Consider the following 23,755-nt stretch of genomic DNA (forward strand, 5'->3'; position numbering starts at 1 on the left):
TCATGGCACGATCTCGCGACGGATTTACGGATATGGATTGGGACAAGCTGAAGGTCTTTCACGCAGCGGCGGAAGCTGGCAGCTTCACGCATGCCGGTGAGCAGCTTGGCCTGTCGCAATCGGCGGTCTCCCGCCAGGTCAGCGCGCTGGAGCAGGAGCTCTCGGTCTCGCTGTTTCACCGCCATGCCCGCGGCCTGATCCTCACCGAACAGGGCGACCTCCTGTTCCGCACCGCGCATGACGTGTTCATGCAATTGCAGGCGGCCCGCGCAAAGCTCACCGACAGCCGCGAGCGGCCGAGCGGCGACCTCAAGATCACGACGCCGCCGGCGCTCGGCATCAACTGGCTGATCCCGCGGCTCGACGAATTCACCGCGCTCTATCCGGACATCCGGATCTCGCTGATCGTCACCGACGAGGATCTCGATCTGTCGATGCGCGAGGCCGACGTTGCGATCCGCACCCGCAAGCCGACCCAGCCGGACCTGATCCAGCGCAAGCTGTTCTCGATCGGCTTCCATGCCTATTGCTCGCCGGAATACATCAAGCGCTTCGGCACGCCGCGGACGCTGGATGATCTCGACTCGCATCGCATCATCATGCTCGGCGACTCGCAGGTGCCGCCGCATCTGCAGAACCGCAGCTGGCTGATCGATGCCGGCCGCAACGGCTCCGGTCCGCGCGAACCCTACTTCAAGGTCAACAACATCTTAGGGTTGGTGCGCGCCTGCCAGCAGGGCCTCGGCATCGCCGCGCTGCCGGACTATCTGGTCGAACAGAACAACCTCGTGCAGCTGTTCGGCGAGTCCGACTCGATCGCGCTCGACACCTACTTCGTCTATCCGGAAGAGCTGAAGACAGTGGCCCGGGTGCAGGTGTTCCGCGACTTCGTGGTCAGCAAGGCGCAGCGCTGGCCGTCCTGATTAAGCCGGCCTTATGGGGCCGGTTTATAGGGATGTCCGTGCTGCCCCAAGAGGCCCCTGAATCTCCGCATGACTGACATGCGACCTGGATAGTTGCTGCATGGCGTCGATGGGGATCATAGTGTTGCCACGCTGAGCGGTCGCGTCGCGCATATGTCCCCCTCCTCCAGTGGCGCGGAAGTTCAGTAATCCCTCTTGGAAGGTGATTGTGTCGGCCTCACGTGGCCAATACCTTAAGCCGGGCTCTCTTGGGCCCGGCTTTTTTTCTTCGTGATGTCCTTCACCCTTATGCCCTTCACCTCGATGTCATGCTCAAACGTGCTGCACGTCACGGTCAGCATGTGCATTGACAACAACCTCGCAGCGCAGCATCATTATCCGATGATCACGACTTCGTGCGCCGCTCTCTCGTCGAAAAAAGCTCCCCTCCCGGGGACACGAGATCGCGCGCGATAAGATCACCTTCGCATTCAACGATCCCGAAACCCCGCCGCCTGGACGGGGTTTTTTGTTGGTCCCGTCTCCGGCTTTGTCCCCTTAGGAGATGGAACATGACTGAGCTACACCAGCAATTGCAGGGCCTCTGGCTGCCTTTGATCACGCCGTTCCGCGGCGGCGAACTCGACGTCACCTCGCTGCGCCGCCTGGTGCGGCACTATGCCAGCGGCCCCGTCGACGGCTTCATTCTCGGCGCAACCTCCGGTGAAGGCATGGCGCTCAGCACCGATGAGCTGGAGGGGCTGGTCAGCGTCGTGCTCGACGAGCTCAGTGCCAACTCCCGCCATTTGCCGGTCGTCCTCGGGCTGTCGGGCGCCTCGACGGCCAGGATGAAGGATGCGCTCGATGATACGGCCGACTGGCCGATCAATGGCTATCTGATCGCGAGTCCCTACTACATCAGGCCCTCGCAACGCGGGCTCGTGCAGCATTTCAAGGCGCTTGCCGATCACGCGTCGTGGCCGATCGTGCTCTACAACATTCCGTATCGCACGGCGGTGAACCTGACCAACGAGACGCTGCTGGCGCTCGCGGAACATCCGAACATCGCCGGCATGAAGGATTGCTGCGCCGACCGCGCACAGTCGATCGACTTCCTGAACCGGAGGCCGGAAGGCTTTCGCGTGCTGACCGGCGAGGATGCGCAGACATTCGACGCGCTCTCGGACGGCGCCGACGGCGCGATCCTGCTGTCCGCACATCTGGAGACCAACACCTTCGCTTCGATCCGCACGCTGCTGCGGCAGGGCAAGCGCGATGCGGCCCTGGCCGCCTGGCAGAGCGTCGTAGGCCTGACCCGGCTGCTGTTCGCGGAACCCAGCCCCGCGCCGGCCAAGCACTGGCTGTGGCGGCAGGGCCTGATCGACAGCCCCGAGGTGCGGCTGCCGATGGTCGAGGTGAGCGAAGATCTCGCGACCTGGCTCGATGCCGAGATGGAGCGCCGCGCGCAGTTGCTGTTGCCAGCGTAGTCCTCTTCCCCCCTCCCCGTTCTTACGGGGAGAAGGTTGGGGTGAGGGGCTGCTTCCGCGCTCATGGTGAGAGACGGACTCGCAGAGAGTCCCCCTCACCGGATCGCATCTGCGATGCGATCCGACCTCTCCCCGCAAGCGGGGCGAGGTAAGAAAGCTTCGTAGCCCGGCTGAAGCGCAGCGCAATCCGGGGCGGTCTCACCACGCGGTGAAGACCCCGGATTTCGCGGAGCTACATCCGGGCTACCGATCTCGTTGACTAGTCCAGCCTCATCCTCGCCAGCCGCAGCGCATTGCCGATCACGCTGACCGAGGACAGCGCCATCGCAGCCGCGCCGACCATCGGCGACAGCAGGATGCCGAACAACGGATACAGCACGCCGGCTGCGATCGGCACGCCGGCGGCGTTGTAGACGAAGGCGAACGCCAGGTTCTGGCGGATGTTGCGCATGGTTGCGACCGACAATCGCCGCGCGCGGACGAGCCCCATCAGGTCGCCGGTGAGCAGCGTGATCCCGGCGCTCTCGATCGCCACGTCGGTGCCGCCGCCCATCGCGATGCCGACATCGGCCGCGGCAAGCGCCGGCGCGTCGTTGACGCCGTCACCCGCCATCGCCACCGTGCGGCCCTCGCCGCGCAGCCGCTGCACGACCTCGCTCTTGCGCTCCGGCAGCACGCCGGCCTCGACCTCGTCGATGCCGAGCGTCTTCGCCACCGCGCGCGCGGTGGTCTCGTTGTCGCCGGTCAGCATCACGATGCGCAGGCCCGCGGCGCGCAGCGCTTGCAGCGCGCTCGTCGCCGACGGCTTGACCGGATCGGCGATCGCGATCACGCCGGCAATGCTGCCATCGATTGCAACATAGATCGCGGTTGCGCCGTCGCGGCGCGCGGCTTCTGCGGCCTGGTCCAGCTTTGTCGTCGCGATCTTCAGTTCGGCCATCAGAACGGCGTTGCCGAGCGCAACCTGCTTGCCGTCGACCGTGCCGGTCGCGCCCTTGCCGGAGGGCGAGGCAAAGTTGCTGACGACTGATGATGCGAGCTTGCGTTCCTTCGCGGCCGCGATGATCGCCTGCGCCAACGGATGCTCGCTGCCCTGTTCGACGCCGGCGGCAAGGCGCAGCAGGTCGCTCTCGTCGACGCCTTCGACGGCAATGATGCGCACCACCTTGGGCTTGCCCTCGGTGAGCGTGCCGGTCTTGTCGAGCACCAGCGTGTCGATCGCTTCCATCCGCTCCAGCGCCTGCGCATCGCGGATCAGGATGCCGGAATGCGCACCGCGGCCGACGCCGACCATGATCGACATCGGCGTGGCCAATCCGAGCGCACAGGGGCAGGCGATGATCAGCACCGTGACGGCAGCGACCAGCGCAAAGGTCAGGCGCGGCTCCGGTCCGAACACCGACCAGGCGATGAAGGCGAGCACGGCGGCGGCGATCACCGCCGGCACGAACCAGCCGGCGACGCGGTCGGCGAGCCGCTGGATCGGCGCGCGTGAGCGCTGCGCCTTCGCCACCATGTCGACGATGCGCGACAGCATGGTGTCGCGGCCGACCTTCTCGGCGCGCATCACGAGGCCGCCGCTCTGGTTGACGGTGCCGCCGATCACGCTCGCGCCCTCGGCCTTCGTGACCGGCATCGATTCACCCGTCACCATGGATTCGTCGACGACGGCGCTGCCCTCGATGACGACGCCGTCGACCGGGACCTTCTCGCCGGGACGCACGCGCAGCCGATCGCCGACCTTGATCGCGTCGATGTCGATGTCCTCGTCGCCATGCTCGGTTATGCGCCGCGCGGTCTTGGGCGCGAGGCCGAGCAGCGCGCGGATCGCGCCCGAGGTCTGCGCGCGGGCGCGCAATTCCAGCACCTGGCCGAGCAGCACCAGCACCGTGATCACGGCCGCCGCCTCGAAATACACCGCGACCACGCCATGCATGTCGCGCAATGCAGGCGGGAACAGCTGCGGCGCCAGCGTCGCAACCACGCTATAGGCATAGGCGACGCCGGTGCCGATCGCGATCAGCGTGAACATGTTGAGATTGCGGGTCACGAGCGACTGCCAGCCACGCACGAAGAACGGCGCGCCCGCCCACAGCACGACCGGCGTCGCCAGCACGAACGAGATCCAGTTCGACCAGGGCTGCGGCAGCAGATGCATCAGCCCGAGATGGCTGCCCATCTCAAGCACGAATACCGGGAGCGTCAACGCCAGGCCGATCCAGAATCGCATGGTCATATCGATCAATTCGGGATCGGGACCGTCGTCGAGCGAGACCTGTTCGGGCTCCAGCGCCATGCCGCAGATCGGGCAGCTGCCGGGACCGACCTGACGCACCTCGGGATGCATCGGGCAGGTGTAGATCGTGCCGGCCGGCGCCGGCGGCTCTGCCTCGCGCGGCTTGAGGTACTTCTCCGGCTCGGCCTCGAAGCGCTCGCGGCAGCGGCCGCTGCAGAACAAATACTCCTCGCCCTTGCAGCTGAAGCGGTGCTTGGCGGTCGCCGGATTGACCTTCATGCCGCAGACCGGATCGATCGCGAACACAGCTTCAGTCGGCGCAGCGTCGTGATCATGCCTGCCGCCGCAACAGGAATGCGCGGCCGCGCCATGATGGTGATGATCCGCGTGCGAATGATCGTGCTTTGCCTGTGCCACGAAACTCTTCCCGGCCGCTATCCCGGCCTCTTGATTTACATACCCTACGGGGGTATATGAACCCTATGCGCGAAGAGATCAAGACATCCTGTTTAAAACGGCTCAAACGAATCGAGGGCCAGATCCGCGGCCTCGCCGGCATGGTCGAGGAGGATCGCTATTGCATCGACCTCGTGACGCAGATCGCGGCCGCGCGCGCAGCGCTGCGCCGCGTCGAGGAAGAAGTCCTGCGCGATCACGTGGCGCATTGCGTGGAGCATGCGATCTCGTCCGGCGACAAGGCCGACCAACGGCGCAAGATCGCCGAGTTGATGGATGTGATCGGGCGAGCGGATCGCTGAGGCGTAGCCCGGGCGCTTAACCTCGCCGCTCTGACTGAGTCGAAAGCGCGCCTCACATTCGGTGTCGTCCCGGCGAAAGCCGGGACCCATAACCACAGGGAGTAGTTGTTGGTGCGAGCTGGAGCCCCAGCGTGCTTCATAACCACGCCCTGTGGTTATGGGTCCCGGGTCGCGCTTCGCTTGCCCGGGACGACGTGGGGAGAGAGCGGCGCTTAATTCACTGCCGCCTTAAGCGCGGTTGAACATTGCGCTCAGGTATTGAACCGGAAATGCATCACGTCGCCGTCGGCGACGACGTACTCCTTGCCTTCAAGCCGCAGCTTGCCGGCATCGCGCGCGCCGGCTTCGCCGTTGCCGGCGATGTAGTCGTCATACGCAATGGTCTCGGCGCGGATGAAGCCCTTCTCGAAATCGGTATGGATCACGCCGGCGGCGGCAGGCGCCTTGGTGCCGCGGTCGATGGTCCAGGCGCGGGCTTCCTTCGGGCCGACGGTGAAATAGGTGATGAGGTCGAGCAGCTTGTAGCCGGCGCGGATCAGCCGATCGAGGCCAGCTTCTTCAAGGCCCAGCGTCTCCAGGAAGTCGGTACGCTCCTCGCGCGACAGCGTCGCGATCTCGGATTCGATCTTGGCGGAGATCACGACCGCCACCGCGCCCTCCTCCTTGGCACGCTCGAACACCGCCTTGGAGAAATTGTTGCCGTCCTTGGCCGAGCCTTCCTCGACGTTGCAGACATAGAGCACGGGCTTGGAGGTCAGCAGCCCGAGCATGCGGAACGCACGTTCCTCCTCCGGCTTGCGCTCCATGCCGCGAGCCGGCTTGCCGTCGCGCAGCAACGCCAGCGCGCGGTTGACCAGCTCGAGCTGCTCCTTGGCTTCCTTGTCGTTGCCCTTGGCCTTCTTGGTGAGATTGTCGACGCGCTTCTCGAGGCTGTCGAGGTCGGACAGCATCAGCTCGGTCTCGATGGTCTCGATGTCGGCGAGCGGCGCGATCTTGCCTTCGACGTGGGTGATGTCGGAATCCTCGAAGCAGCGCACCACATGGGCGATGGCGTCGACCTCGCGGATGTTGGCGAGGAACTGGTTGCCGAGGCCTTCACCCTGCGAGGCGCCGCGCACGAGGCCCGCGATGTCGACGAAGGTCAGCCGGGTCGGGATGATCTGCGCGGATTTCGCGACCGCTGCGAGCTTCTCCAGCCGCGGATCGGGCACCGCCACCTCGCCGACATTCGGCTCGATGGTGCAGAACGGATAGTTCGCCGCCTGGGCGGCCGCCGTCTCGGTCAGCGCATTGAACAGCGTCGACTTGCCGACGTTAGGCAGCCCGACGATCCCGCATTTGAATCCCATGTCTTCCTCTATCCATCTTCGTCATGCCCGGCCTTGCGCCGGGTATGACGACAAGGGGATCAGGCCGGCTTATCGCCGCCGTTCTCACCCTTGTCGAAAAATCCCTTGGCCTGCATCGTCAGGTGCACCTTGTTGGCGAACGAGGCGTCGTGCCCCGCCGCCAGCAGGCCGGCATTGTCGGCGACGGCCTGGCACAAGGCCTCCACCCACGCCCGGTCGCTTTTGGCGAAGTCCGACAGCACGTGGCTGTGCACGAGCTCCTTGACGCCGGGATGACCGATCCCGAGCCGCACCCGCCGATACTCGTTGCCGATATGTGCGGAGATCGAGCGCAGCCCGTTATGGCCGGCGATCCCGCCGCCGATCTTGACCCGCACCTTGGCGGGCGGCAGTTCGAGCTCGTCCTGGAACACGGTGATGTCGGCGGGCGCGAGCTTGAAGAAGTTCGCCGCCTCCTGCACCGCGCGTCCGGACTCGTTCATGAACGTGGTCGGCTTCAGCAGCACGACCTTCTCACGATCGACGACGCCTTCGGAGGTCTCGCCCTGAAAGCGACGGCGCCATGGTGCGAAACCATGACGCCGTGCAATCTCGTCGACCGCCAGGAAACCGATATTGTGCCGGTTGCTGGCGTATTTCGCGCCGGGATTACCGAGACCGACAAAAAGGCGCATGGCGCGGCATCCCGCGTCGGCGCGCCATCAGAGCATCGCGCGCCGACCTGATCGATTACTTCTTCTTGTCGCCACCGGCGGGGGCCTTGGCACCCGCGGCCGGAGCCGCAGCACCCGCAGCCGGAGCCGCCGCAGCGGCCGGAGCCGCCGCACCCGCAGCCGGAGCAGCGCCACCGGCAGCCGCAGCAGCCGCGGCCTTCTGCTCTTCAGCGTAGCCGGACGGCGGCACGATGGTGACGAGCGTCGCGTCCTCGCGGGTCAGCGACTTCACGCCCTTCGGCAGCTTCACATCGGAGAGATGCAGCGAATAGCTGATCTCGAGGCTGCCGACGTCGGCTTCAATGTATTGCGGAATGTTGTCGACCGCGCACTCGAGCTCGAGCGTGTGGGTGACAATGTTCACGGTGCCGCCGCGCTTGACGCCAGGCGAGGTTTCGCCGTTCACGATGTGCAGCGGCACGCTGACGCGGATGGTGGCGCCTTCGCCGAGCCGCATGAAGTCGACATGGAGCGGGAAGTCCTTCACCGGATCGAGGTGATAGTCGCGCGGAATCACGCGGTGCTTCTTGCCCTCGAGATCGATATCGAACAGCGTGGTCAGGAACCGGCCCGCCAGGATGCGCTGACGCAGTTCACGATCGTCGACCGAGATGGTGACGGGGGGCTGGTTGTCTCCGTAGATCACTCCGGGAACTCTCCCGGCGCGACGCTCTGCCCGGGCGGCCCCCTTGCCGCTCTTCGGACGCGCGGTCGCCTTCAATTCCTTGACGGTCGCCATAGCGTTAAGTCCTTGTATTTAAAAAGTTAAAGGCCGCAGCGCGGCCCATGCTCAAGTCCACAGCAAGCCTCCAGGGGTGCGGGGGCCGCGGACGTGGCGGGCTTTTAGCCCCAAAGGGCCGAAATGACAAGGAAATGAAGGAAATTTTCTTGCTTCACCCTCCCCTGGAGGGGGAGGGTCGGGCCGCATGCAGCGAAGCGGAATGCGGGCCGGGGTGGGGTGATCCCTCAACACGGGCAGTGATCGCGTGGAGGGACTTTCACCCCACCCCGCCGCTCATTGCATTCGCGTCGACCCTCCCCCTCCAGGGGAGGGTGAAAGATCAGCCAGCTCCGCCTACGCCGAGCTTGGCTTCCAGCGCGGCGATCCGCGCCTTCAGCGCCTCGTTCTCCTCGCGTGCCAGGCGGGCCATGTCCTTGACCGCGTCGAACTCCTCGCGCTTGACCACGTCGAGGTCGCGCAGGATCCGTTCGGCCTGGTTGCGCATGACCGTGTCGACCTCGCGCTTGACGCCCTGGGCGGCGCCTGCGGCATCGTTCATCAGACGGCCGATCTCATCGAAAAACCGGTTGCTGGTCTGGGTCATCTCGCAAAACTCTCCGCGTTCACTGGCTTGCGCTCAAGACAATGGCGATCCCCGCCATCCGGTTCAAGCCCGCCGCGAATGGCAGGCCTCCCGAGAGCTTGCCTTGTCATGCTCCGGTTTCCTTGCAATCGTATGAACTCACAACAGAAATCGCACACATAACGCGAGCAGAAACGCCATGATCGAAGCGACCGTCGAGATCCCGACCAAGGACGGCAAGACCACCACCTTCATCACCCATCCCGAGCGCGGCGGCCCCTTCCCGGTCGTCATCTTCTACATGGATGCGCCGGCGATCCGCGAGGAGCTGCGCGACATGGCGCGCCGGCTCGGCACGTCGGGCTATTATGTGATGCTGCCGAACATGTACTACCGCGCCGGCGTGATGGAGCTCGGCCCGATCAATCCCGATCCGGAATCACCGGAGCGCAAGCGCATGTTCGAGCTGATGCACTCGCTCAACATCCCGCTGGTCATGGAAGACACCAAGGGCCTGCTCGCCTATGCCGAGACCCAGAAGGCCGCCAACACCAACATCATCGGCACGGTCGGCTATTGCATGAGCGGCCGCTATGCGGTGAACGCGGCGACGCATTTCGGCGATCGGGTCAAGGCCGCCGCGTCGGTCTACGGCACGCATCTGGCGACCGACCAGCCGGACAGCCCGCATCTCGCAGCGCAGAAGACCGGGGCCGAGCTCTATTTCGCCTGCGCCGAGACCGACATCTACGCGCCGGCGGAGATCATCGAGCAGGTGAAGGCGGGCATGAAGGGCTCGAACAACGAGGTCGAGATCTATCCCGGCACGCATCACGGCTTCGCCTTCCCCAAGCGCCCGGTCTATGACCGCGACGCCGCCGAACGCCATTGGGAGCGGTTGCTCGCGCTCTACCGCCGCAACCTGGTCTGAGGCCCGAAGAATTGGGATGGCGGAGGCCGCGCGAATTCGAGGCTATCGAAGCTCGGACGCCGACGAGGTGAACCGGCTCGCGATTGCCGCTTTCGACCAATTCCGCGACGCCTTCGACGACTGGCCGGCGATGCGCGCCGGCCTGTCGCGAACCTCCGAGCTGAGTTCCGGCGGCGAGACCATCGTCGCCGATCTCGGCGACCGGCTTGCCGGCGCGTCGGCTATTTCGGGCCCGGCGTCAAAAAGGCCGCATTCTTCGATCAGGCATGGCCGATCATTCGCATGCTGGTCGTCGACCCCGTCGACAGGGGCAAGGGACTCGGGCATGCGTTGACCTCGGAATGCTTCGCCAGGGCGCGGCGCGACCGGTGCCGGACCATTGCGCTTCACACGAGCCCCATCATGACGATCGCCTTGCCGATGTATCTGAAGATGGGCTTCAGCAAGGTCCATGACGCTCCGCCCATTCATGGCGTGCCCTACGCCGTCTACACGAAAGCGCTCTGATCCCGATGCCGTTCCTGCTGATCGACTTTCCGGTGTTCAACCCCGTCGCGCTCGCGCTCGGGCCGATCGTGATCCGCTGGTATGCGCTGGCCTATATCGTTGGCATCGTGCTGGGCTGGGTCTACGCTCGCTCGCTGATCAAAAAGGATCGGTTGTGGGGCGGGCCGGCGCCGATCACGCTGCCGCAGCTCGACGATTTCATCCTCTGGGTCACGATCGGCATCATCGTCGGCGGCCGCACCGGCTATGTACTGTTCTACAATCTGCCGTTCTTCATCGCGCACCCGTCCGAGATCCTCGAATTGTGGAAGGGCGGCATGTCGTTCCACGGCGGCTTCCTCGGCTGCGTCGCCGCGGTGATGCTGTTTGCCCGCCGCAACAACATTTCGATCCTGTCGCTCGGCGATATCACCACCGCGGTGGCGCCGATCGGGCTGTTCCTCGGCCGGCTCGCCAACTTCATCAACAGCGAATTGTGGGGCCGCCACGCCGATCCGAGCCTGCCCTGGGCCATGATCTTCCCCAATGGCGGACCGCTGCCGCGCCATCCGAGCCAGCTCTACGAGGCCGGGCTTGAGGGCATCATGCTGTTCACGGCGCTGGCGATCATGATCCGGATGGGGGCGCTGAAACGGCCCGGCTTGATCCTCGGCAGCTTCATCACGATCTACGGCATTGCCCGGATCATCGGCGAGCACTTCAGGGAGCCCGACCCGCAGCTCGGATTCCTGTGGGGCGGATTAACCATGGGAATGCTGCTGTCCGTGCCAATGATTATTGTCGGCGCTATCATCATCACGGCCGCCGTTCGCCGCAGGGCAAACGGGCCGGCACCAACAACTCCAACCTGACGCAAGTACATTCCAAGGAAGGCCGTGAGCGAACCCTCCCCGCTGCTGGATGAGATCAGGAAGCTGATCAAGCTGTCCGGGCCGATGCCGGTCTGGCGCTACATGGAATTGTGCCTGATGCATCCGCGCTACGGTTACTATCTGTCGCGCGATCCGCTCGGCCGCGAGGGCGATTTCACCACGGCGCCCGAGGTCAGCCAGATGTTCGGCGAACTGCTCGGGCTGTGGAGCGCCTCGATCTGGCGCGCGATCGGCTCGCCGGACACGCTCCGCCTGATCGAGCTAGGGCCCGGCCGCGGCACCATGATGTCCGACGCGCTGCGTGCGCTGCGCGTGCTGCCGCCGCTCTACCAGTCGCTCAGCATCCACCTGGTCGAGGTCAATCCGGTGCTGCGCGAGAAGCAGCAAGCCACGCTGACCGGCGTGCGCAACATCACCTGGCACGACAGCATCGACGACGTGCCCGAGGGACCGGCGGTCATCCTCGCCAACGAATATTTCGACGTGCTGCCGATTCACCAGATGGTCCGCCGCGAGACCGGCTGGCATGAGCGCACGGTCGGAATGGACGCCAATGGCAACCTGTATTTCGCGCCCGCCCCCGAGCCGACACCGCACTTCGAGGTGCTGCTGCCGCCGCTGGTGCGGGCCGCGCCGCTCGGTGCGGTGTTCGAATGGCGGCCCGACAACGAGATCATGAAGCTCGCCACGCGGGTGCGCGACCAGGACGGCGCCGCGCTGATCATCGATTACGGCCATCTGCGCAGCGACGCCGGCGACACCTTCCAGGCGATCGCGCGCCACAGCTTCGCCGACCCGCTGAAGAACCCCGGACAGGCCGACGTGACCGCGCATGTCGACTTCCAGGCCCTGGCGCGGGCCGCCGAGGACGTCGGCGCGCTCGTCCACGGGCCGGCGACGCAGGGCGACTTCCTCAAGCGTCTCGGCGTCGAGGCCCGCGCCGCCGGACTGATGGCGAAGGCAAGCCCCGAAATGTCCGCCGACATTGCCGGCGCGCTGAAGCGGCTGACCGAACCCGGGCGCGGCGGGATGGGCTCGATGTTCAAGGTCATGGCCATCTCCGACCCGCAGCTCACCTCGATCGCGGGCCTCAGCGATCAGCCTGACGAGACCGAACAATGACATTGGGATCACCGTTGCTGTCGGCCATTCCAGGCCTGCGCCATGCCTTCTTCTCGCGCGAGGGCGGCGTGTCCCAAGGCATCTATGCCGGCCTCAATGGCGGGCTCGGCTCAAGGGACGATCCGGCCAAGGTCGTGGAGAACCGGCGGCGGATGGCGGAGCAACTCGGCGTGCCGCTCGATCATTTGATCAGCGTGCATCAGGTGCACTCGCCCGACGCTGTCGTCGTGGACAGCCCGTGGAATGGCGCGGCGCGCCCGAAGGCGGATGCGCTGGTCACACGTACCGAAGGTCTTGCGATCTCGGTCACGACGGCCGACTGCGGCCCGATCCTGTTCGTCGATCCCACTGCGCGGGTGATCGGCGCGGCGCATGCCGGCTGGAAGGGCGCGCTGACCGGCGTGCTGGAATCGACCATCGATGCGATGGAGAAGCTCGGCGCCGAGCGCGGCGGCATCGTCGCCGCCATCGGCCCGCTGATCCGCAAGGAATCCTACGAGGTCGGCAACGAGTTCGTCGAACGCTTCATCGAGGCCGATGCCGAGAACGGCATGTTCTTCATGCCCAGCGAACGCGACGGACACGCGATGTTCGATCTCCCCGGCTTCATCCGCATGCGACTGGAAAACGCCGGCGTGCTGATGATCGACGATCTCGGCATCGACACCTATTCCGACGAGCGCTGCTTCAGCTACCGCCGCTCCGTGCATCGCAAGGAAGGCGACTACGGCCGGCACGTTCACGCCATCGCGCTGGAAGGCTGACGCCGAACTCTTCGCCATATTTGTGCGATAACGCGCTTGACTCTCCACCTGCTGGAGACCGGACAAGCGGCGCATGACACAACGCACCTACAGCATCGGCGAGGCGGCGCGGCTCAGCGGAATGAGTGTCCGCAAGCTCCGCTTCTATTCGGACCAAGGTCTGCTGCCGCCGGCCGGCCGCACCGCGAGCGGCTATCGCGTCTTCACCGACGACGAGCTGGTTCGCCTCGACCTGATCCGCTGCCTGCGCGATGCGGGGCTCGGTCTCGACGCCATCCGTGAGGTCCTGACCAAGGAGCTTTCGCTGGTCGAGGCGCTGAAGCTCCGGCTCGAGACGCTGGAAGCGGAGATCGCGGCGCAGCGCCGCGTCGCCTCGGCCCTGCGGGCTGCGTTGCGTTCACCGCAACTCACCGAAGCAGATTTGAGGAGATTTCTGACCATGACGCAGCTGTCCCGCACTGAGCGCCGCAACGTCGTCGAACGCTTTTTCGAGAAAGTGTCCGACGGCATCAACATCGACCGGACGTAGATCCGGCAGATGATCGAAACCAGCGTGCCCGAATTGCCTGACGAGCCGACGCCCGAACAATGCGATGCCTGGATCGAGCTGTCGCAGATGCTCAGCGATCCCACGCTTGTCGCCGACATGCGCGCCAACGCCGAAGACGTCTGGAATCACCACGTGCTGGATCTCGCCGCCTGGCAAGAGGCCAACGAGGCCGTGCTGGCCAGGGCAAAAGAGATCATCGCGCGCGGCCTCGCGCCGACTTCGGAGGCCGGCCAGGCGCTGGCGCGCGATTGGCTGGAGACGTCGGCGCGATTGCTGAGGCGAGAGCCCGATCCGGAATTCCGCAACTGGATTCGCGGCAAGTATGCGCTGCACGACGCTCGTGCGGCGCGCTACTGGGAGCTGGTCGCCGTCATGCGCGGGCAATCGCCGCACGCGAGCCCGAACCGCGAATGGGCCTGGATCACCGAAGCCATGCGGCACCATCTCTCTGACTGAGCAGGGAAATCCGAATCCTCGTGGCACGGCCGCCGGATCGGTTAAGGGCTGTGGCCGTCCTGCCCTAGACGTTAAGCCGTTTTAACGATATCGCAGGACGCAATGAGGGAAGCGTCAAACCACCAGTTTCAAACTGGGACAGCCGTGCGTGCCGCGCTCGCAGCCAGCTGGCTGGCGATCGCCTGCGCGCTCGGCGGCTGCGCGGCCGGCGGCAATGTCGCCGACTCCTACGCCATGGCCACGCCGGCGAGCGGCGGCGCAACCGTCGCGTTCGAATCGATCGACGGCCCGCCGCCTCAGGTGTTCGACCGCATGGTGGGCGTGCTCGACAGCGAATCCAAGCTGCGCAGCCTGTCAATCGTGTCGCGCGAGGGCAGCGCGTCCTATCGCGTGCGCAGCTATTTGTCGGCGCAGGTGGTGCGCGGCCGCACCATGATCGCGTGGGTCTGGGACGTCTACGACAGCAACCAGCAACGCGCGCTCCGCCTCTCCGGCGAGGAGCCCGCAGGCAAGGCCGGCCGCGACGCCTGGGCCGCCGCCGACGATCTGGTGCTGCGCAAGATCGCGCAGGCCGGCCTCAGCGGCCTCTCCAGCATGATCAACGGCGGCCCGGCCGACAGCCCGGCGCCCGCCTCGGCACCGGAGCTCCGTGGGCCGGCGATGGTCAGCGCCCCGGCCCCCGCCGCGCCCGAGGCCGTGGCACTCAGCTATTCCGCCAACTAACCCCCGGTATCTCCCGGGGAAACGTGTTTTTTGCCCAGGAAAACCGCGGCCAAGGCGACCTAATGGGTTGCCATCGGAGCCGCCTGCCTGATATTCCCTCGCGCACCGAAAACCCGCCGGTTCTGTAAGGACTTGAGATGCTGAACGTCGTATCCAGCAAGGCGCGGGGGGAAGCATCGATGTCGGCAAAAAACGGATCAATCAAGCTCGTCGCCGGCAACTCCAATCCTGCGCTGGCGCAGGACATCGCCAAGGGACTTGGCATCGAATTGACCAAGGCCGTGGTCCGGCGCTTTGCCGACATGGAGATCTTCGTCGAGATCCAGGAGAACGTCCGCGGCTCGGACATGTTCATCCTGCAGTCGACGTCGTTTCCGGCCAACGACAATCTGATGGAACTGTTGATCATCACCGACGCGCTGCGCCGCTCCTCGGCGCGCCGCATCACCGCGGTGGTGCCCTATTTCGGCTATGCCCGCCAGGACCGCAGGTCCGGCTCGCGCACCCCGATCTCGGCCAAGCTCGTCGCCAACCTGATCTCGCACGCCGGCGTCGACCGCGTCATGACGCTCGACCTGCATGCCGGCCAGATCCAGGGCTTCTTCGACATCCCGACCGACAATTTGTTCGCGGCGCCCTTGATGGTGCGCGACATCAAGGAAAAGTTCGACCTCGCCAAGGTGATGGTGGTGTCGCCCGACGTCGGCGGCGTGGCGCGTGCGCGCGGCCTCGCCAAGCGCATCAACACCCCGCTTGCGATCGTCGACAAGCGCCGCGAGCGCCCGGGTGAATCCGAGGTCATGAACGTGATCGGCGACGTCGCCGGCTACAATTGCATCCTGGTCGACGACATCGTCGACTCCGGCGGCACGCTGGTGAACGCGGCCGAAGCGCTGATCGCGCACGGCGCCAAGGAAGTCTCGGCCTACATCACCCACGGCGTCCTGTCCGGCGGCGCCGCCGCGCGCATCGCCTCGTCGCGGCTGAAGGAACTGGTCATCACCGACTCGATCCTGCCGACCGAAGCGGTCAACAAGGCGCCGAACATCCGCCAGATCTCGATCGCCGGCCTGATTGCCGAAGCGATCGGCCGCACTGCGGCGGAAGAGTCGGTGTCGAGCCTGTTCGATTGATAGTTTACGCCGTCATTCCGGGATGGTCCGAAGGACCAGACCCGGAATCTCGAGATTCCGGGTTCGATGCTTCGCATCGCCCCGGAATGACGAGCATCAAAACCCCGGCCGCGGCACGTGGCTCATCAGCGTCCGCGCATAGCCGCCATCGACGATGATCTCCTCACCATTGACGTAGGACGAGCGGTCGCTGGCCAGGAACAAGGTCGCGTCCGCCATGTCCTGCGGCGCGCCGATCCGGCGCATCGGCACCACGGCGGTGCGGCGCTCGGTGACGCCGGGCGTATCGTAGAACGCCTGGCTCATCGGCGTGACGACGAGGCCGGGGCTGACCACATTGCTGCGGATGCCGTGCGGCCCCCATTCGGCGGCGAGTTGCTGCGACAGCATCACGACGCCTGCCTTGCTGACGCTGTAGGCGCCGCTCTGCCCCTGCGCGTTGCTGGCGGCGATCGAGGCGACGTGGATCAGGCTGCCGCGACCGGCCTTGCGCATCTGACGGCCGAACGCCTGCGCGCAGATGAAATAGCCGGTGAGGTTGACCGCCAGCACCGCATTCCATTCGGCGAGCGGCAGCGTATCGAGCCCGCCGGGCCGCAGCACCGCCGCGGTGTTGACGAGGATGCCGCATGAACCAAGCGTGCGCGCGACGGTGTCAGCTGCGGCCGCGACGTTATCCTCGCTGGTGGTGTCGCAGCTTGCGACGAGATGGCCGTCGCCGAACTCGCGCAGCTTTGCCTTGGTCTCCGCCAGCCCACGCTCGTCGCGATCGAGCGCTGCGACCTTGGCGCCGGCGCGCGCGAAGCTGACCGCAGTGGCGCGGCCGATGCCGCCGCCTCCGCCGGTGACGACGGCAACGCGGCCCGACAGGCCGAGCCAGTCGGAGGAATGTTGTTCGGTCATGGGCGCCTCCCGCGCATTTTGATTTATGGCGGCAAGCATAACCGAACGCACAGCGCGCGAGAGCGATCCCGGCACGCATGCCGGAATCGCTTTTGCGTCAGGACTGGAGCGCTTGGTGCTCTTGTTATTTGCGCATGATCTTTTCGGAAAACCGCTTCACACTTTGCGCTAACGCGGCCCTCCGGGTCCGGATCACGCGCTTTATCCAGGTATCCCCGCCGCGACCTGGCCGCGCAAACGTTCCAGGCTGAGCAGCGTGTTGGCGCAGGCTTCCGCGACCTCGATCCCCTTGATCACGAAGTGCTTGCGGAAGAACTCGTAATGCACCTCGGTCTCGTGGAATTGCTGCGGCGTCAGCACCGCCGAGAACACCGGCACCTCGGTGCGCAACTGCACATCCATCAGCGCCTTGATCACGGTGTCGGCGACGAATTCGTGGCGGTAGATGCCGCCATCGACGACCAGCCCGGCCGCGACGATCGCGGTGTAGCGGCGGGTCTTCGCCAGCAGCTGCGCATGGAGCGGGATCTCGAACGAGCCCGGCACCTCGAACACATCGACATTGGTGATGTGGCGCGCCTCGATCTCCTTCAGGAAGGAGATGCGGCACTCTTCCACCACGTCGCGATGCCAGGACGATTGCACGAAGGCAACGCGCTGCGGCTTGGCGAAGTGCGGATGCTCCGGCGCCGGCGGAATTACCGGCGTGTCGGAAGCGCTTTCTGCTTGGGAGGTTTGGACTTCAGCGTCTTGAACTTCAGTGTCTTGCAACATCTGATTCATGGCTTTCCTCTTTCAGGACCAGAATCAGGGCATACGGACAACGACACGAGCCCACGCGAAAAATCGCGTTGGCTGCCGCAACCGTTCTCTTTCATCCGGACTGTAACCGTCGGCTTCGGAATCACACCGAATCTGCTGACCCTTTTTCCGGCTTCGCGGAAAAAGGCGCTCGCGGGCTTGGGCTCATCACCCTTACCGCCGGTGGGGATTTTCACCCCGCCCTGAGAACATCGGCACGCCCGGGATGGACGCGCCTGAGACGAAATATGACCAAACCGCGACAGCCGGGCAAGGCCTTTGGCATGGGGAAACGGCATGTCCCCATGAGCGCGCCGCGGCTCTTGCAGAGTGGTGTGAGCGCCGGAAGGGCTGATTCACACGCGCGGCGAAGCGCCGGCAAATGGTTAACAAATCGTTTACCGACCACGAAGATTCCGATTTGTTCGCAAAATCACAAGTGTGGCGGAGATCAGCTGTGGACGATGCGCGCTTTGGCTGTGGACGGACTCGGCGTGCGGTTGCGCGGATTCCGCAAATCACATCACTTCATCGGCGTCAGGTCCAGGGGCATCCGGAAGCCCGTTTCAGGAACTGCACTCGGCCACGACGCAGTATGTCGCAAGTGCCGGCTTCCGTGTGCGTATCAAGCGATCATAAGAACAAGGTCCGAGACGGCATGTCCCTCCTCGAAAGCATTATCGATTCCCGGAACAACCCGCTTGCGGTGGTCGAGGATATCGCCACCGACAACAACTGGGCGTTCGAGCGTTCCGGCGAAGACGAGGTGACGATCGTCTCCAAAGGAGACTGGATCGACTATCAGCTCTCCTTCACCTGGATGGGTGAGATCGAGGCGCTGCATCTCGCCTGCGCCTTCGACATGAAGATGCCGCAGGCGCGCCGCCCCGAGGTGCAGCGGCTGGTCGCCGCGATCAACGAACAATTGTGGGTCGGTCATTTCGATCTGTGGACCCACACCGGCATGGTGATGCATCGTCAGGCGCTGGTGCTGCCCGGCGGCCTCACCGCTTCCACTTCGCAATGCGAGGCCATGGTGGTCAACGCGATCCACGCCTGCGAGCGCTACTATCCGGCGTTCCAGTTCGTGGTGTGGGCCGGCAAGTCGACCGCCGAGGCGATGGCCGCCGCGATGTTCGATACCGAGGGCGAGGCGTAAGGGCTTCGTTCAGCTGCTCCCTCACATTCTGCGTCGTCCCGGCCTAGCGCGCAATTGTGCGCGGGAGCCGGGACCCATACTCCGTGACCTCGGGGCTCGCGCAAACTGCTTGTGGCCCCTTCCTCGCATCACTAGAACCATCTGTGGTTATGGGTCCCGGCCTTCGCCGGGACGACGAGTGGTGGCACCTGTGAGCACAAGCAGCGCACTGAAAAATACTTCCGGCACCATCGCGCTTGCGGGCGCGGGCAAGATGGGCGGCGCCATGCTGACCGGCTGGCTCGCACAGGGGCTTGCGCCCACGCAGCTCGCGGTGATCGATCCGCATCTGTCGCCGGAGATCTCCGCGCTCGCCGCGAAGGGCGTGCGGCTCAATCCGCAGGCAGCGGATCTCGGCACGGTCGACACGCTTGTCGTCGCGGTGAAGCCGCAATCGTTCCGCGACGCCGGCGCCGCGCTGAAGGCGCTGGTCGGTCCCTCGACGCTCGTGGTCTCGATCATGGCCGGTACGACCATCGCAGCGCTCGAGGAAGTGGTCGGCGGCGCGGTGGTGCGCGCGATGCCGAACACGCCGGCGGCAATCGGCCGCGGCATCACGGTCGCGGTGCCGTCAAAGCGCGTCACCGCCGCGCAGCGCGCCATGACCGATGCACTGCTGAAGGCGACCGGGCTCGTCGAATGGGTCGACGATGAGAGCCTGATGGATGCGGTGACCGCGGTCTCCGGCTCCGGCCCGGCCTATGTCTTCCTGCTCGCCGAAGAGCTCGCACGCGCCGGCGTCGCGGCCGGCCTGCCCGAGCAGCTCGCGACCACGCTGGCGCGCGCGACCGTCGCCGGCTCCGGCGAGTTGCTGCATCGCTCGGATCTGCCGTCGGCGACGTTGCGGCAGAATGTCACCTCGCCTGGCGGCACCACCGCCGCAGCGCTCGAGGTGTTGATGGCGAATGACGGCCTGCAGCCGCTGATGACCCGCGCCATCGCCGCTGCAACGCGACGCTCGAAGGAATTGGCGAAGTAACTTCTCGCCTACTTCCCACCCGTTGTCCCGTCACCCCCGCGCATCGGCGCAGCCGATGTCGCTGGAGGTGCTCGCGAAGCGAGCCTCGAAGGGTGCACGGGCCCGTGACCCATCCTTCGAGACGCGCTGCGCGCTCCTCAGGATGACGTTCGAGCAAGCGGACCGGAGCGCATCAGCGATTGGCCTACCCCGCTTGTCCCGATGTCCCGGCCAGCCGCTTATTAAAGCTCTCGACATTGATCAGGCCGCGGGCGTGGCGGCCTTCGCCGAGCTTGCGCGTGCCCTCGAACGCTTCGACCTCGAAGCGGATCACACGACGCTCCACCGCGACCACCTTTGCGGTGGTCCGCACCGTGGCCCCGACGAGCGCTGCCGCGAAGTGACGGATATCGACCTCGGTCCCGACCGTGACCCAGCCGGGCTGCAGCGCGGCGCGGATGGCATCGCCCGACGCCATCTCCATTTCCAGGATCATCATCGGCGTCGCATAGACCATCGGCATGCCCGGCACGAAATGCCCGACCGTGCGTTCCGGCGGCACCACCAGCATGCGTTCGGCGTTCATGCCGATCTTGATGAAGTCGCGTGCGTCCATTGGTGCCTCAGGAAAACTGTCGTCCCGGGCAAGCGAAGCGCGACCCGGGACCCATAACCACAAATATCAATTGATCGAAGGCTGGGGCCCCAGCGAACACAACAACCGGCATCGGTGGTTATGGGTCCCTGCTTTCGCAGGGACGACGAAGGTGAGCTACTTCTTCGCCGCAGCCGCGCGCTCGACGAACGACTTGCCGCCCTTCATCTTGTGATGCAGCGGCGCTTCGTTGATCTGGATCACGACCGCATCGGCATCGACGCCGAGATTCTTCACCAGCGCCTGGGTGATGTCGCGCATCATGCCGAGCTTCTGCTCGTCGGTACGGCCGGCGGCCATGCTCACGGTGATCTCAGGCATTGGTATGTCTCCCTGGTTGTCGTTGACGCGCAAAGCCGGTCACTTGCCGGTCTGGCGGGCGCTGCATCTTTTTGAAGATGGATGCGCGGGTCAAGCCCGCGCATGACAAACCAGCTATCCCCACGCCACGTCATGCCGCGCCAGGACCTCGCGGACTTTCGCGACCAGATCGGCCTCGGCGCAGGAGAACTGCGCCGGACGTGTTTCACGCCATTCCTGGTTGGAGGCGATCGCAGCCGCCGCCTTGGCGCCCTCGATCAAATCCTTGACCTGCACCTCGCCGCGCGCCTTCTCGTCCGAGCCCTGGATGATCACGCAAGGCGAGTTGCGGCGGTCGGCATATTTGAGCTGGTTGCCCATGTTCTTCGGATTGCCGAGATAGAGTTCGGCACGAATGCCGGCCTGGCGCAGCTGCGCAACCATCTTCTGATAGTCGGCGACGCGGTCGCGGTCGAACACGGTGACGACGACGGGGCCGAATTCGGCCTGTGTATCGAGCTGGCCGAACATGGTCAGCGCGGCCTGCAGCCGCGACACGCCGATCGAGAAGCCGGTTGCCGGCACCGGCTCGCCACGGAAGCGCGAGACGAGGCCGTCATAGCGGCCACCGCCGCCGACCGAGCCGAACCGCACCGGGCGGCCTTTCTCGTCCTTGGTGTCGAGCAGCAGCTCAACCTCGTAGACCGGGCCGGTGTAGTATTCGAGGCCGCGGACAACGGTGGGATCGATGCGGATGCGATCTGAGCCATAGCCGGACGCCGCGACCAGTTTTGCGATTTCTTCGAGCTCGCTCACGCCGGCCTGGCCGACCTCGCTCTTCGCCAGATAGGTCTCGGCCGCAGCGATAGCCTGTTTCCAATCATCGCGCTGCTGCGTGACGGCCAGCACGATATCGGCATCCGCCGGGCTCAGCTCAGCGCCCTTGGTGAAGTCGCCCTTGCCCTCTTCGCCGCCATCCCATCGTCCGGGACCAAGCAGCTTGCGAACCTCGTCGGCTGGAAACTTGTCGAGCTTGTCGATCGCGCGCAGCACGGTGAGACGACGGCCGGCATTCTCTTCACCGCCGAGACCGATCGCCTCAAGCACGCCGTCGAGCACCTTACGGTTGTTCACCTTCACGACATAGGAGCCGCGCGGAATGCCGAGCGCTTCCATCGTGTCGGCCGCCATCATGCAGATCTCGGCGTCGGCCGCCGGCGTCGCCGAGCCGACCGTGTCGGCGTCGAACTGCATGAACTGGCGGAAGCGGCCGGGACCGGGCTTCTCGTTGCGGAAGACATAACCGAACCGATACGACCGATACGGCTTCGGCAGCGCGTCGAAGTTTTCCGCGACATAGCGCGCCAGCGGCGCGGTCAAATCGTAGCGCAGCGAGATCCACTGCTCGTCGTCGTCCTGAAACGAGAACACGCCCTCGTTGGGCCGGTCCTGGTCGGGCAGGAACTTGCCGAGCGCGTCGGTATATTCCATCGCCGGCGTCTCCACCGGCTCGAAGCCGTACAGCTCGTAGACGGCACGGATCTTCTCGACCATCGCCCGCGTGGCATTGATCGCGGCCGGGCCGCGATCTTCCAGCCCGCGCGGCAGGCGCGCCTTCAGTTTCTGGGGTTTTTTAGATTTTTCGGCCATGGCGGGCATTTACCAGCGGACGCGCGAGGCGGCAACCGGCACCGTCCTTGTCGCACCGTCATTCCGGGGCGCGTCGAAGACGCGAACCTCAGGTGCGCAATTGCGCACCAGGGAATCTCGAGATTCCGGGTCTGGTCCTACGGACCATCCCGGAATGATGCCTCGTCCGTTACTGGACGTTTCTGATCCAGTTGTGCGGATCGTTGGTGCGACCGTACTGGATGTCGACCAGCTTCTTGCGCAGGCCCATGGCGACCGGGCCGGCCACGCCGCCGCTGATCTGGAAATCGCCGCTCGCCGAGCACACCTTGCCGATCGGCGAGATCACGGCGGCGGTACCGCAGGCGAACGCTTCCTTCAGCTTGCCGCTGGCGGCGTCGGCACGCCACTGCTGGATCGTGTAAGGCTCCTCGCGCACGCGCGTGCCGGCATCCTTGGCGAGCGCGATGATCGAGTCGCGCGTGATGCCGGGCAGGATGGTGCCGAGCGGCGGCGTCAGCAACGAGCCGTCGTCGAACGCGAAGAAGACGTTCATGCCGCCGAGCTCCTCGATGTAGCGGCGCTCGACCGCATCGAGGAACACGACCTGGTCGCAACCGCGCTCGATCGCCTCGGCCTGCGCGCGCAGGCTGGCGGCATAATTGCCGCCGCACTTGACGGCGCCGGTGCCGCCGATCGCGGCGCGCGTGTAATTCTCCGACACCCAGATCGACACCGGCGCAGGACCGCCCTTGAAATAGGAGCCGACCGGCGATGCGATGACCGAGAAGATGTATTCCGCCGACGGCTTCACGCCGAGGAAGACCTCGCTCGCGATCATGAACGGCCGCAGATAGAGGCTGCCCTCGCCGCCCGGGATCCAGGCGCGATCGATCCGCACCAGCTGCTCGACCGCGTCGATGAACACATCCTCGGGCAACGGCGCCATCGCCATGCGCTCGGCCGAATCGTGGAAGCGGCGGGCATTGGCGTCGGGACGGAACAGGTTCACACCGCCATCATCGCGCCGGTAGGCCTTGAGACCTTCGAAAATTTCCTGGGCGTAGTGCAGCACCGCGCCGGCCGGATCGAGCGGGAAATTCGCGCGTGCCTCGACGCGGGCGCTGTGCCAACCCTTGCCCTGGCTGTAGCGGACGATCGCCATGTGGTCGGTGAAGACGCGGCCGAAGCCCGGGTCCACGAGCTTCGCCGCGCGATCCTTGTCGGAGGTCGCATTCGGCGAAGGCTGGATGTCGAATTTCAAAGTCATTTTTCTTGCTTTCCGCTGTCGGAACCGGCGCCATACCGGGCGCCGGCCTGTTTCCCCCGGAGCCATCAGGCTCGGCTGGCCCGGACTTCACCACCACCGGCCTCACGGGCCGGTTTCCATCGCCAACATGCCGTTTAGACATGCTTTTGCGGAATGCTGAAGTCCAGTATGTTTGCCGAAATGCCGCTCGACAATCGCACGGTAGTCCAATTTGCGGCCCAAACCGCCTCACAG

The 23,755-nt window shown here is 65.3% G+C and carries 26 protein-coding genes and 1 riboswitch; of the genes, 15 read left to right on the forward strand and 11 right to left on the reverse strand.

Annotated features, from left to right (window positions below; translation table 11 throughout):
* Positions 1 to 2: 2 nt before the first annotated feature.
* Together QDT69_RS19580 and dapA are read left to right on the forward strand one after the other, a co-directional pair.
* On the forward strand, positions 3 to 923 hold the full coding sequence (locus QDT69_RS19580) for a LysR family transcriptional regulator (RefSeq protein ID WP_028344089.1): 921 nt from the start codon (positions 3 to 5) through the stop codon (positions 921 to 923).
* A gap of 551 nt (positions 924 to 1,474) precedes the next feature.
* Positions 1,475 to 2,389 (forward strand): 4-hydroxy-tetrahydrodipicolinate synthase, encoded by a 915-nt coding sequence (gene dapA, locus QDT69_RS19585; protein ID WP_279708107.1) that lies wholly within the window; start codon positions 1,475 to 1,477, stop codon positions 2,387 to 2,389.
* A gap of 259 nt (positions 2,390 to 2,648) precedes the next feature.
* Here dapA and QDT69_RS19590 read toward each other — a convergent pair whose 3' ends face one another.
* On the reverse strand, positions 2,649 to 4,931 hold the full coding sequence (locus tag QDT69_RS19590; protein WP_279708228.1) for a heavy metal translocating P-type ATPase: 2,283 nt from the start codon (positions 4,929 to 4,931) through the stop codon (positions 2,649 to 2,651).
* A 176-nt stretch (positions 4,932 to 5,107) separates the two neighbouring features.
* On the opposite strand from QDT69_RS19590, the gene QDT69_RS19595 reads away from it, so the two are divergent.
* Positions 5,108 to 5,383, forward strand: coding sequence for a metal-sensitive transcriptional regulator (locus QDT69_RS19595; RefSeq protein WP_050424929.1), 276 nt, complete (start codon positions 5,108 to 5,110; stop codon positions 5,381 to 5,383).
* Positions 5,384 to 5,634: 251 nt separating this feature from the next.
* Here the strand turns inward: QDT69_RS19595 and ychF are convergent, their stop codons facing one another.
* The 4 genes from ychF to QDT69_RS19615 form a co-directional block, all read right to left on the reverse strand.
* Complete coding sequence (gene ychF, locus QDT69_RS19600; protein ID WP_279708109.1) at positions 5,635 to 6,732, reverse strand: redox-regulated ATPase YchF; 1,098 nt, start codon at positions 6,730 to 6,732, stop codon at positions 5,635 to 5,637.
* 59 nt (positions 6,733 to 6,791) lie between these two features.
* A complete protein-coding gene (pth, locus tag QDT69_RS19605) occupies positions 6,792 to 7,406 on the reverse strand; it encodes an aminoacyl-tRNA hydrolase (RefSeq protein WP_279708110.1) in 615 nt (204 codons plus the stop codon).
* A gap of 55 nt (positions 7,407 to 7,461) precedes the next feature.
* Positions 7,462 to 8,184 carry a 50S ribosomal protein L25/general stress protein Ctc gene (locus QDT69_RS19610; protein WP_028333100.1) on the reverse strand — a complete coding sequence of 241 codons (723 nt, stop codon included), beginning with the start codon at positions 8,182 to 8,184 and terminating at the stop codon, positions 7,462 to 7,464.
* A gap of 322 nt (positions 8,185 to 8,506) precedes the next feature.
* Entirely contained in the window at positions 8,507 to 8,770 is a 264-nt protein-coding gene (locus tag QDT69_RS19615) for an accessory factor UbiK family protein (RefSeq protein ID WP_212011604.1), read from the reverse strand.
* Between the two features lie 178 nt (positions 8,771 to 8,948).
* Between QDT69_RS19615 and QDT69_RS19620 the strand changes: the two genes are divergently transcribed.
* The 10 genes from QDT69_RS19620 (at position 8,949) to QDT69_RS19665 (ending at position 15,807) form a co-directional block, all read left to right on the forward strand.
* Positions 8,949 to 9,680: a dienelactone hydrolase family protein gene (locus tag QDT69_RS19620; RefSeq protein WP_279708112.1), complete on the forward strand. Its 732-nt coding sequence runs from the start codon at positions 8,949 to 8,951 to the stop codon at positions 9,678 to 9,680.
* Positions 9,681 to 9,696: 16 nt separating this feature from the next.
* The gene (locus QDT69_RS19625) at positions 9,697 to 10,014 is read left to right on the forward strand and encodes a hypothetical protein (RefSeq protein WP_279708236.1); all 318 of its coding nucleotides are present in this window, start codon (positions 9,697 to 9,699) and stop codon (positions 10,012 to 10,014) included.
* Complete coding sequence (locus QDT69_RS19630) at positions 9,963 to 10,187, forward strand: GNAT family N-acetyltransferase (RefSeq protein ID WP_279708113.1); 225 nt, start codon at positions 9,963 to 9,965, stop codon at positions 10,185 to 10,187. The genes QDT69_RS19625 and QDT69_RS19630 overlap by 52 nt, the downstream gene beginning before the upstream one ends.
* A 5-nt stretch (positions 10,188 to 10,192) precedes the next feature.
* Entirely contained in the window at positions 10,193 to 11,038 is an 846-nt protein-coding gene (gene lgt / locus QDT69_RS19635) for a prolipoprotein diacylglyceryl transferase (RefSeq protein ID WP_279708114.1), read from the forward strand.
* A gap of 84 nt (positions 11,039 to 11,122) precedes the next feature.
* A complete protein-coding gene (locus QDT69_RS19640) occupies positions 11,123 to 12,181 on the forward strand; it encodes an SAM-dependent methyltransferase (protein WP_279708229.1) in 1,059 nt (352 codons plus the stop codon).
* Complete coding sequence (pgeF, locus tag QDT69_RS19645; RefSeq protein WP_279708115.1) at positions 12,178 to 12,945, forward strand: peptidoglycan editing factor PgeF; 768 nt, start codon at positions 12,178 to 12,180, stop codon at positions 12,943 to 12,945. The genes QDT69_RS19640 and pgeF overlap by 4 nt, the downstream gene beginning before the upstream one ends.
* Positions 12,946 to 13,018: 73 nt before the next feature.
* A complete protein-coding gene (locus tag QDT69_RS19650; RefSeq protein ID WP_279708116.1) occupies positions 13,019 to 13,474 on the forward strand; it encodes a MerR family transcriptional regulator in 456 nt (151 codons plus the stop codon).
* Positions 13,475 to 13,483: 9 nt separating this feature from the next.
* A complete protein-coding gene (locus QDT69_RS19655; RefSeq protein ID WP_279708117.1) occupies positions 13,484 to 13,951 on the forward strand; it encodes a hypothetical protein in 468 nt (155 codons plus the stop codon).
* 102 nt (positions 13,952 to 14,053) lie between these two features.
* A complete protein-coding gene (locus QDT69_RS19660) occupies positions 14,054 to 14,674 on the forward strand; it encodes a hypothetical protein (protein ID WP_279708118.1) in 621 nt (206 codons plus the stop codon).
* Between the two features lie 179 nt (positions 14,675 to 14,853).
* A complete protein-coding gene (locus QDT69_RS19665) occupies positions 14,854 to 15,807 on the forward strand; it encodes a ribose-phosphate pyrophosphokinase (protein ID WP_028344316.1) in 954 nt (317 codons plus the stop codon).
* A gap of 96 nt (positions 15,808 to 15,903) precedes the next feature.
* On the opposite strand, the gene QDT69_RS19670 is transcribed toward QDT69_RS19665, so the two are convergent.
* Together QDT69_RS19670 and QDT69_RS19675 are read right to left on the reverse strand one after the other, a co-directional pair.
* Positions 15,904 to 16,710 carry an SDR family NAD(P)-dependent oxidoreductase gene (locus QDT69_RS19670; protein ID WP_279708119.1) on the reverse strand — a complete coding sequence of 269 codons (807 nt, stop codon included), beginning with the start codon at positions 16,708 to 16,710 and terminating at the stop codon, positions 15,904 to 15,906.
* A 201-nt stretch (positions 16,711 to 16,911) separates the two neighbouring features.
* A complete protein-coding gene (locus QDT69_RS19675) occupies positions 16,912 to 17,493 on the reverse strand; it encodes a 6,7-dimethyl-8-ribityllumazine synthase (RefSeq protein ID WP_279708120.1) in 582 nt (193 codons plus the stop codon).
* Positions 17,494 to 17,572: 79 nt separating this feature from the next.
* Positions 17,573 to 17,726: riboswitch (FMN riboswitch) on the reverse strand.
* 443 nt (positions 17,727 to 18,169) lie between these two features.
* Here QDT69_RS19675 and QDT69_RS19680 point away from each other — a divergent pair.
* Positions 18,170 to 18,670, forward strand: a complete 501-nt coding sequence (locus QDT69_RS19680) for a YbjN domain-containing protein (RefSeq protein WP_279708121.1) — start codon at positions 18,170 to 18,172, stop codon at positions 18,668 to 18,670.
* A gap of 190 nt (positions 18,671 to 18,860) precedes the next feature.
* Positions 18,861 to 19,688, forward strand: a complete 828-nt coding sequence (proC, locus tag QDT69_RS19685) for a pyrroline-5-carboxylate reductase (protein ID WP_279708122.1) — start codon at positions 18,861 to 18,863, stop codon at positions 19,686 to 19,688.
* A gap of 184 nt (positions 19,689 to 19,872) precedes the next feature.
* Here proC and QDT69_RS19690 read toward each other — a convergent pair whose 3' ends face one another.
* The 4 genes from QDT69_RS19690 to QDT69_RS19705 all read right to left on the reverse strand — a co-directional run bounded on the left by QDT69_RS19690 (position 19,873) and on the right by QDT69_RS19705 (position 23,521).
* Positions 19,873 to 20,283, reverse strand: coding sequence for a hotdog domain-containing protein (locus tag QDT69_RS19690; protein WP_279708123.1), 411 nt, complete (start codon positions 20,281 to 20,283; stop codon positions 19,873 to 19,875).
* 156 nt (positions 20,284 to 20,439) lie between these two features.
* The gene (locus QDT69_RS19695) at positions 20,440 to 20,643 is read right to left on the reverse strand and encodes a tautomerase family protein (protein WP_018269806.1); all 204 of its coding nucleotides are present in this window, start codon (positions 20,641 to 20,643) and stop codon (positions 20,440 to 20,442) included.
* Between the two features lie 114 nt (positions 20,644 to 20,757).
* Entirely contained in the window at positions 20,758 to 22,272 is a 1,515-nt protein-coding gene (hisS, locus tag QDT69_RS19700; protein ID WP_279708124.1) for a histidine--tRNA ligase, read from the reverse strand.
* A gap of 169 nt (positions 22,273 to 22,441) precedes the next feature.
* Positions 22,442 to 23,521: a branched-chain amino acid aminotransferase gene (locus QDT69_RS19705; RefSeq protein WP_279708125.1), complete on the reverse strand. Its 1,080-nt coding sequence runs from the start codon at positions 23,519 to 23,521 to the stop codon at positions 22,442 to 22,444.
* Between the last annotated feature and the right edge of the window lie 234 nt (positions 23,522 to 23,755).

This window comes from Bradyrhizobium sp. CER78, from assembly GCF_029846235.1.
Lineage (GTDB): Bacteria > Pseudomonadota > Alphaproteobacteria > Rhizobiales > Xanthobacteraceae > Bradyrhizobium.

Excerpts from the sequence above, each read along its gene's own strand:
- QDT69_RS19580 (WP_028344089.1), top strand. The coding sequence starts at position 3 with ATGGCACGATCTCGCGACGGATTTACGGATATGGATTGGGACAAGCTG.
- dapA (WP_279708107.1), top strand. The coding sequence starts at position 1,475 with ATGACTGAGCTACACCAGCAATTGCAGGGCCTCTGGCTGCCTTTGATC.
- QDT69_RS19595 (WP_050424929.1), top strand. The coding sequence starts at position 5,108 with ATGCGCGAAGAGATCAAGACATCCTGTTTAAAACGGCTCAAACGAATC.
- ychF (WP_279708109.1), bottom strand. The coding sequence starts at position 6,732 with ATGGGATTCAAATGCGGGATCGTCGGGCTGCCTAACGTCGGCAAGTCG.
- pth (WP_279708110.1), bottom strand. The coding sequence starts at position 7,406 with ATGCGCCTTTTTGTCGGTCTCGGTAATCCCGGCGCGAAATACGCCAGC.
- QDT69_RS19610 (WP_028333100.1), bottom strand. The coding sequence starts at position 8,184 with ATGGCGACCGTCAAGGAATTGAAGGCGACCGCGCGTCCGAAGAGCGGC.
- QDT69_RS19615 (WP_212011604.1), bottom strand. The coding sequence starts at position 8,770 with ATGACCCAGACCAGCAACCGGTTTTTCGATGAGATCGGCCGTCTGATG.
- QDT69_RS19620 (WP_279708112.1), top strand. The coding sequence starts at position 8,949 with ATGATCGAAGCGACCGTCGAGATCCCGACCAAGGACGGCAAGACCACC.
- QDT69_RS19625 (WP_279708236.1), top strand. The coding sequence starts at position 9,697 with ATGGCGGAGGCCGCGCGAATTCGAGGCTATCGAAGCTCGGACGCCGAC.
- QDT69_RS19630 (WP_279708113.1), top strand. The coding sequence starts at position 9,963 with ATGCTGGTCGTCGACCCCGTCGACAGGGGCAAGGGACTCGGGCATGCG.
- lgt (WP_279708114.1), top strand. The coding sequence starts at position 10,193 with ATGCCGTTCCTGCTGATCGACTTTCCGGTGTTCAACCCCGTCGCGCTC.
- QDT69_RS19640 (WP_279708229.1), top strand. The coding sequence starts at position 11,123 with ATGCCGGTCTGGCGCTACATGGAATTGTGCCTGATGCATCCGCGCTAC.
- pgeF (WP_279708115.1), top strand. The coding sequence starts at position 12,178 with ATGACATTGGGATCACCGTTGCTGTCGGCCATTCCAGGCCTGCGCCAT.
- QDT69_RS19650 (WP_279708116.1), top strand. The coding sequence starts at position 13,019 with ATGACACAACGCACCTACAGCATCGGCGAGGCGGCGCGGCTCAGCGGA.
- QDT69_RS19655 (WP_279708117.1), top strand. The coding sequence starts at position 13,484 with ATGATCGAAACCAGCGTGCCCGAATTGCCTGACGAGCCGACGCCCGAA.
- QDT69_RS19660 (WP_279708118.1), top strand. The coding sequence starts at position 14,054 with ATGAGGGAAGCGTCAAACCACCAGTTTCAAACTGGGACAGCCGTGCGT.
- QDT69_RS19665 (WP_028344316.1), top strand. The coding sequence starts at position 14,854 with ATGTCGGCAAAAAACGGATCAATCAAGCTCGTCGCCGGCAACTCCAAT.
- QDT69_RS19670 (WP_279708119.1), bottom strand. The coding sequence starts at position 16,710 with ATGACCGAACAACATTCCTCCGACTGGCTCGGCCTGTCGGGCCGCGTT.
- QDT69_RS19675 (WP_279708120.1), bottom strand. The coding sequence starts at position 17,493 with ATGAATCAGATGTTGCAAGACACTGAAGTTCAAGACGCTGAAGTCCAA.
- QDT69_RS19680 (WP_279708121.1), top strand. The coding sequence starts at position 18,170 with ATGTCCCTCCTCGAAAGCATTATCGATTCCCGGAACAACCCGCTTGCG.
- QDT69_RS19690 (WP_279708123.1), bottom strand. The coding sequence starts at position 20,283 with ATGGACGCACGCGACTTCATCAAGATCGGCATGAACGCCGAACGCATG.
- QDT69_RS19695 (WP_018269806.1), bottom strand. The coding sequence starts at position 20,643 with ATGCCTGAGATCACCGTGAGCATGGCCGCCGGCCGTACCGACGAGCAG.
- hisS (WP_279708124.1), bottom strand. The coding sequence starts at position 22,272 with ATGGCCGAAAAATCTAAAAAACCCCAGAAACTGAAGGCGCGCCTGCCG.
- QDT69_RS19705 (WP_279708125.1), bottom strand. The coding sequence starts at position 23,521 with ATGACTTTGAAATTCGACATCCAGCCTTCGCCGAATGCGACCTCCGAC.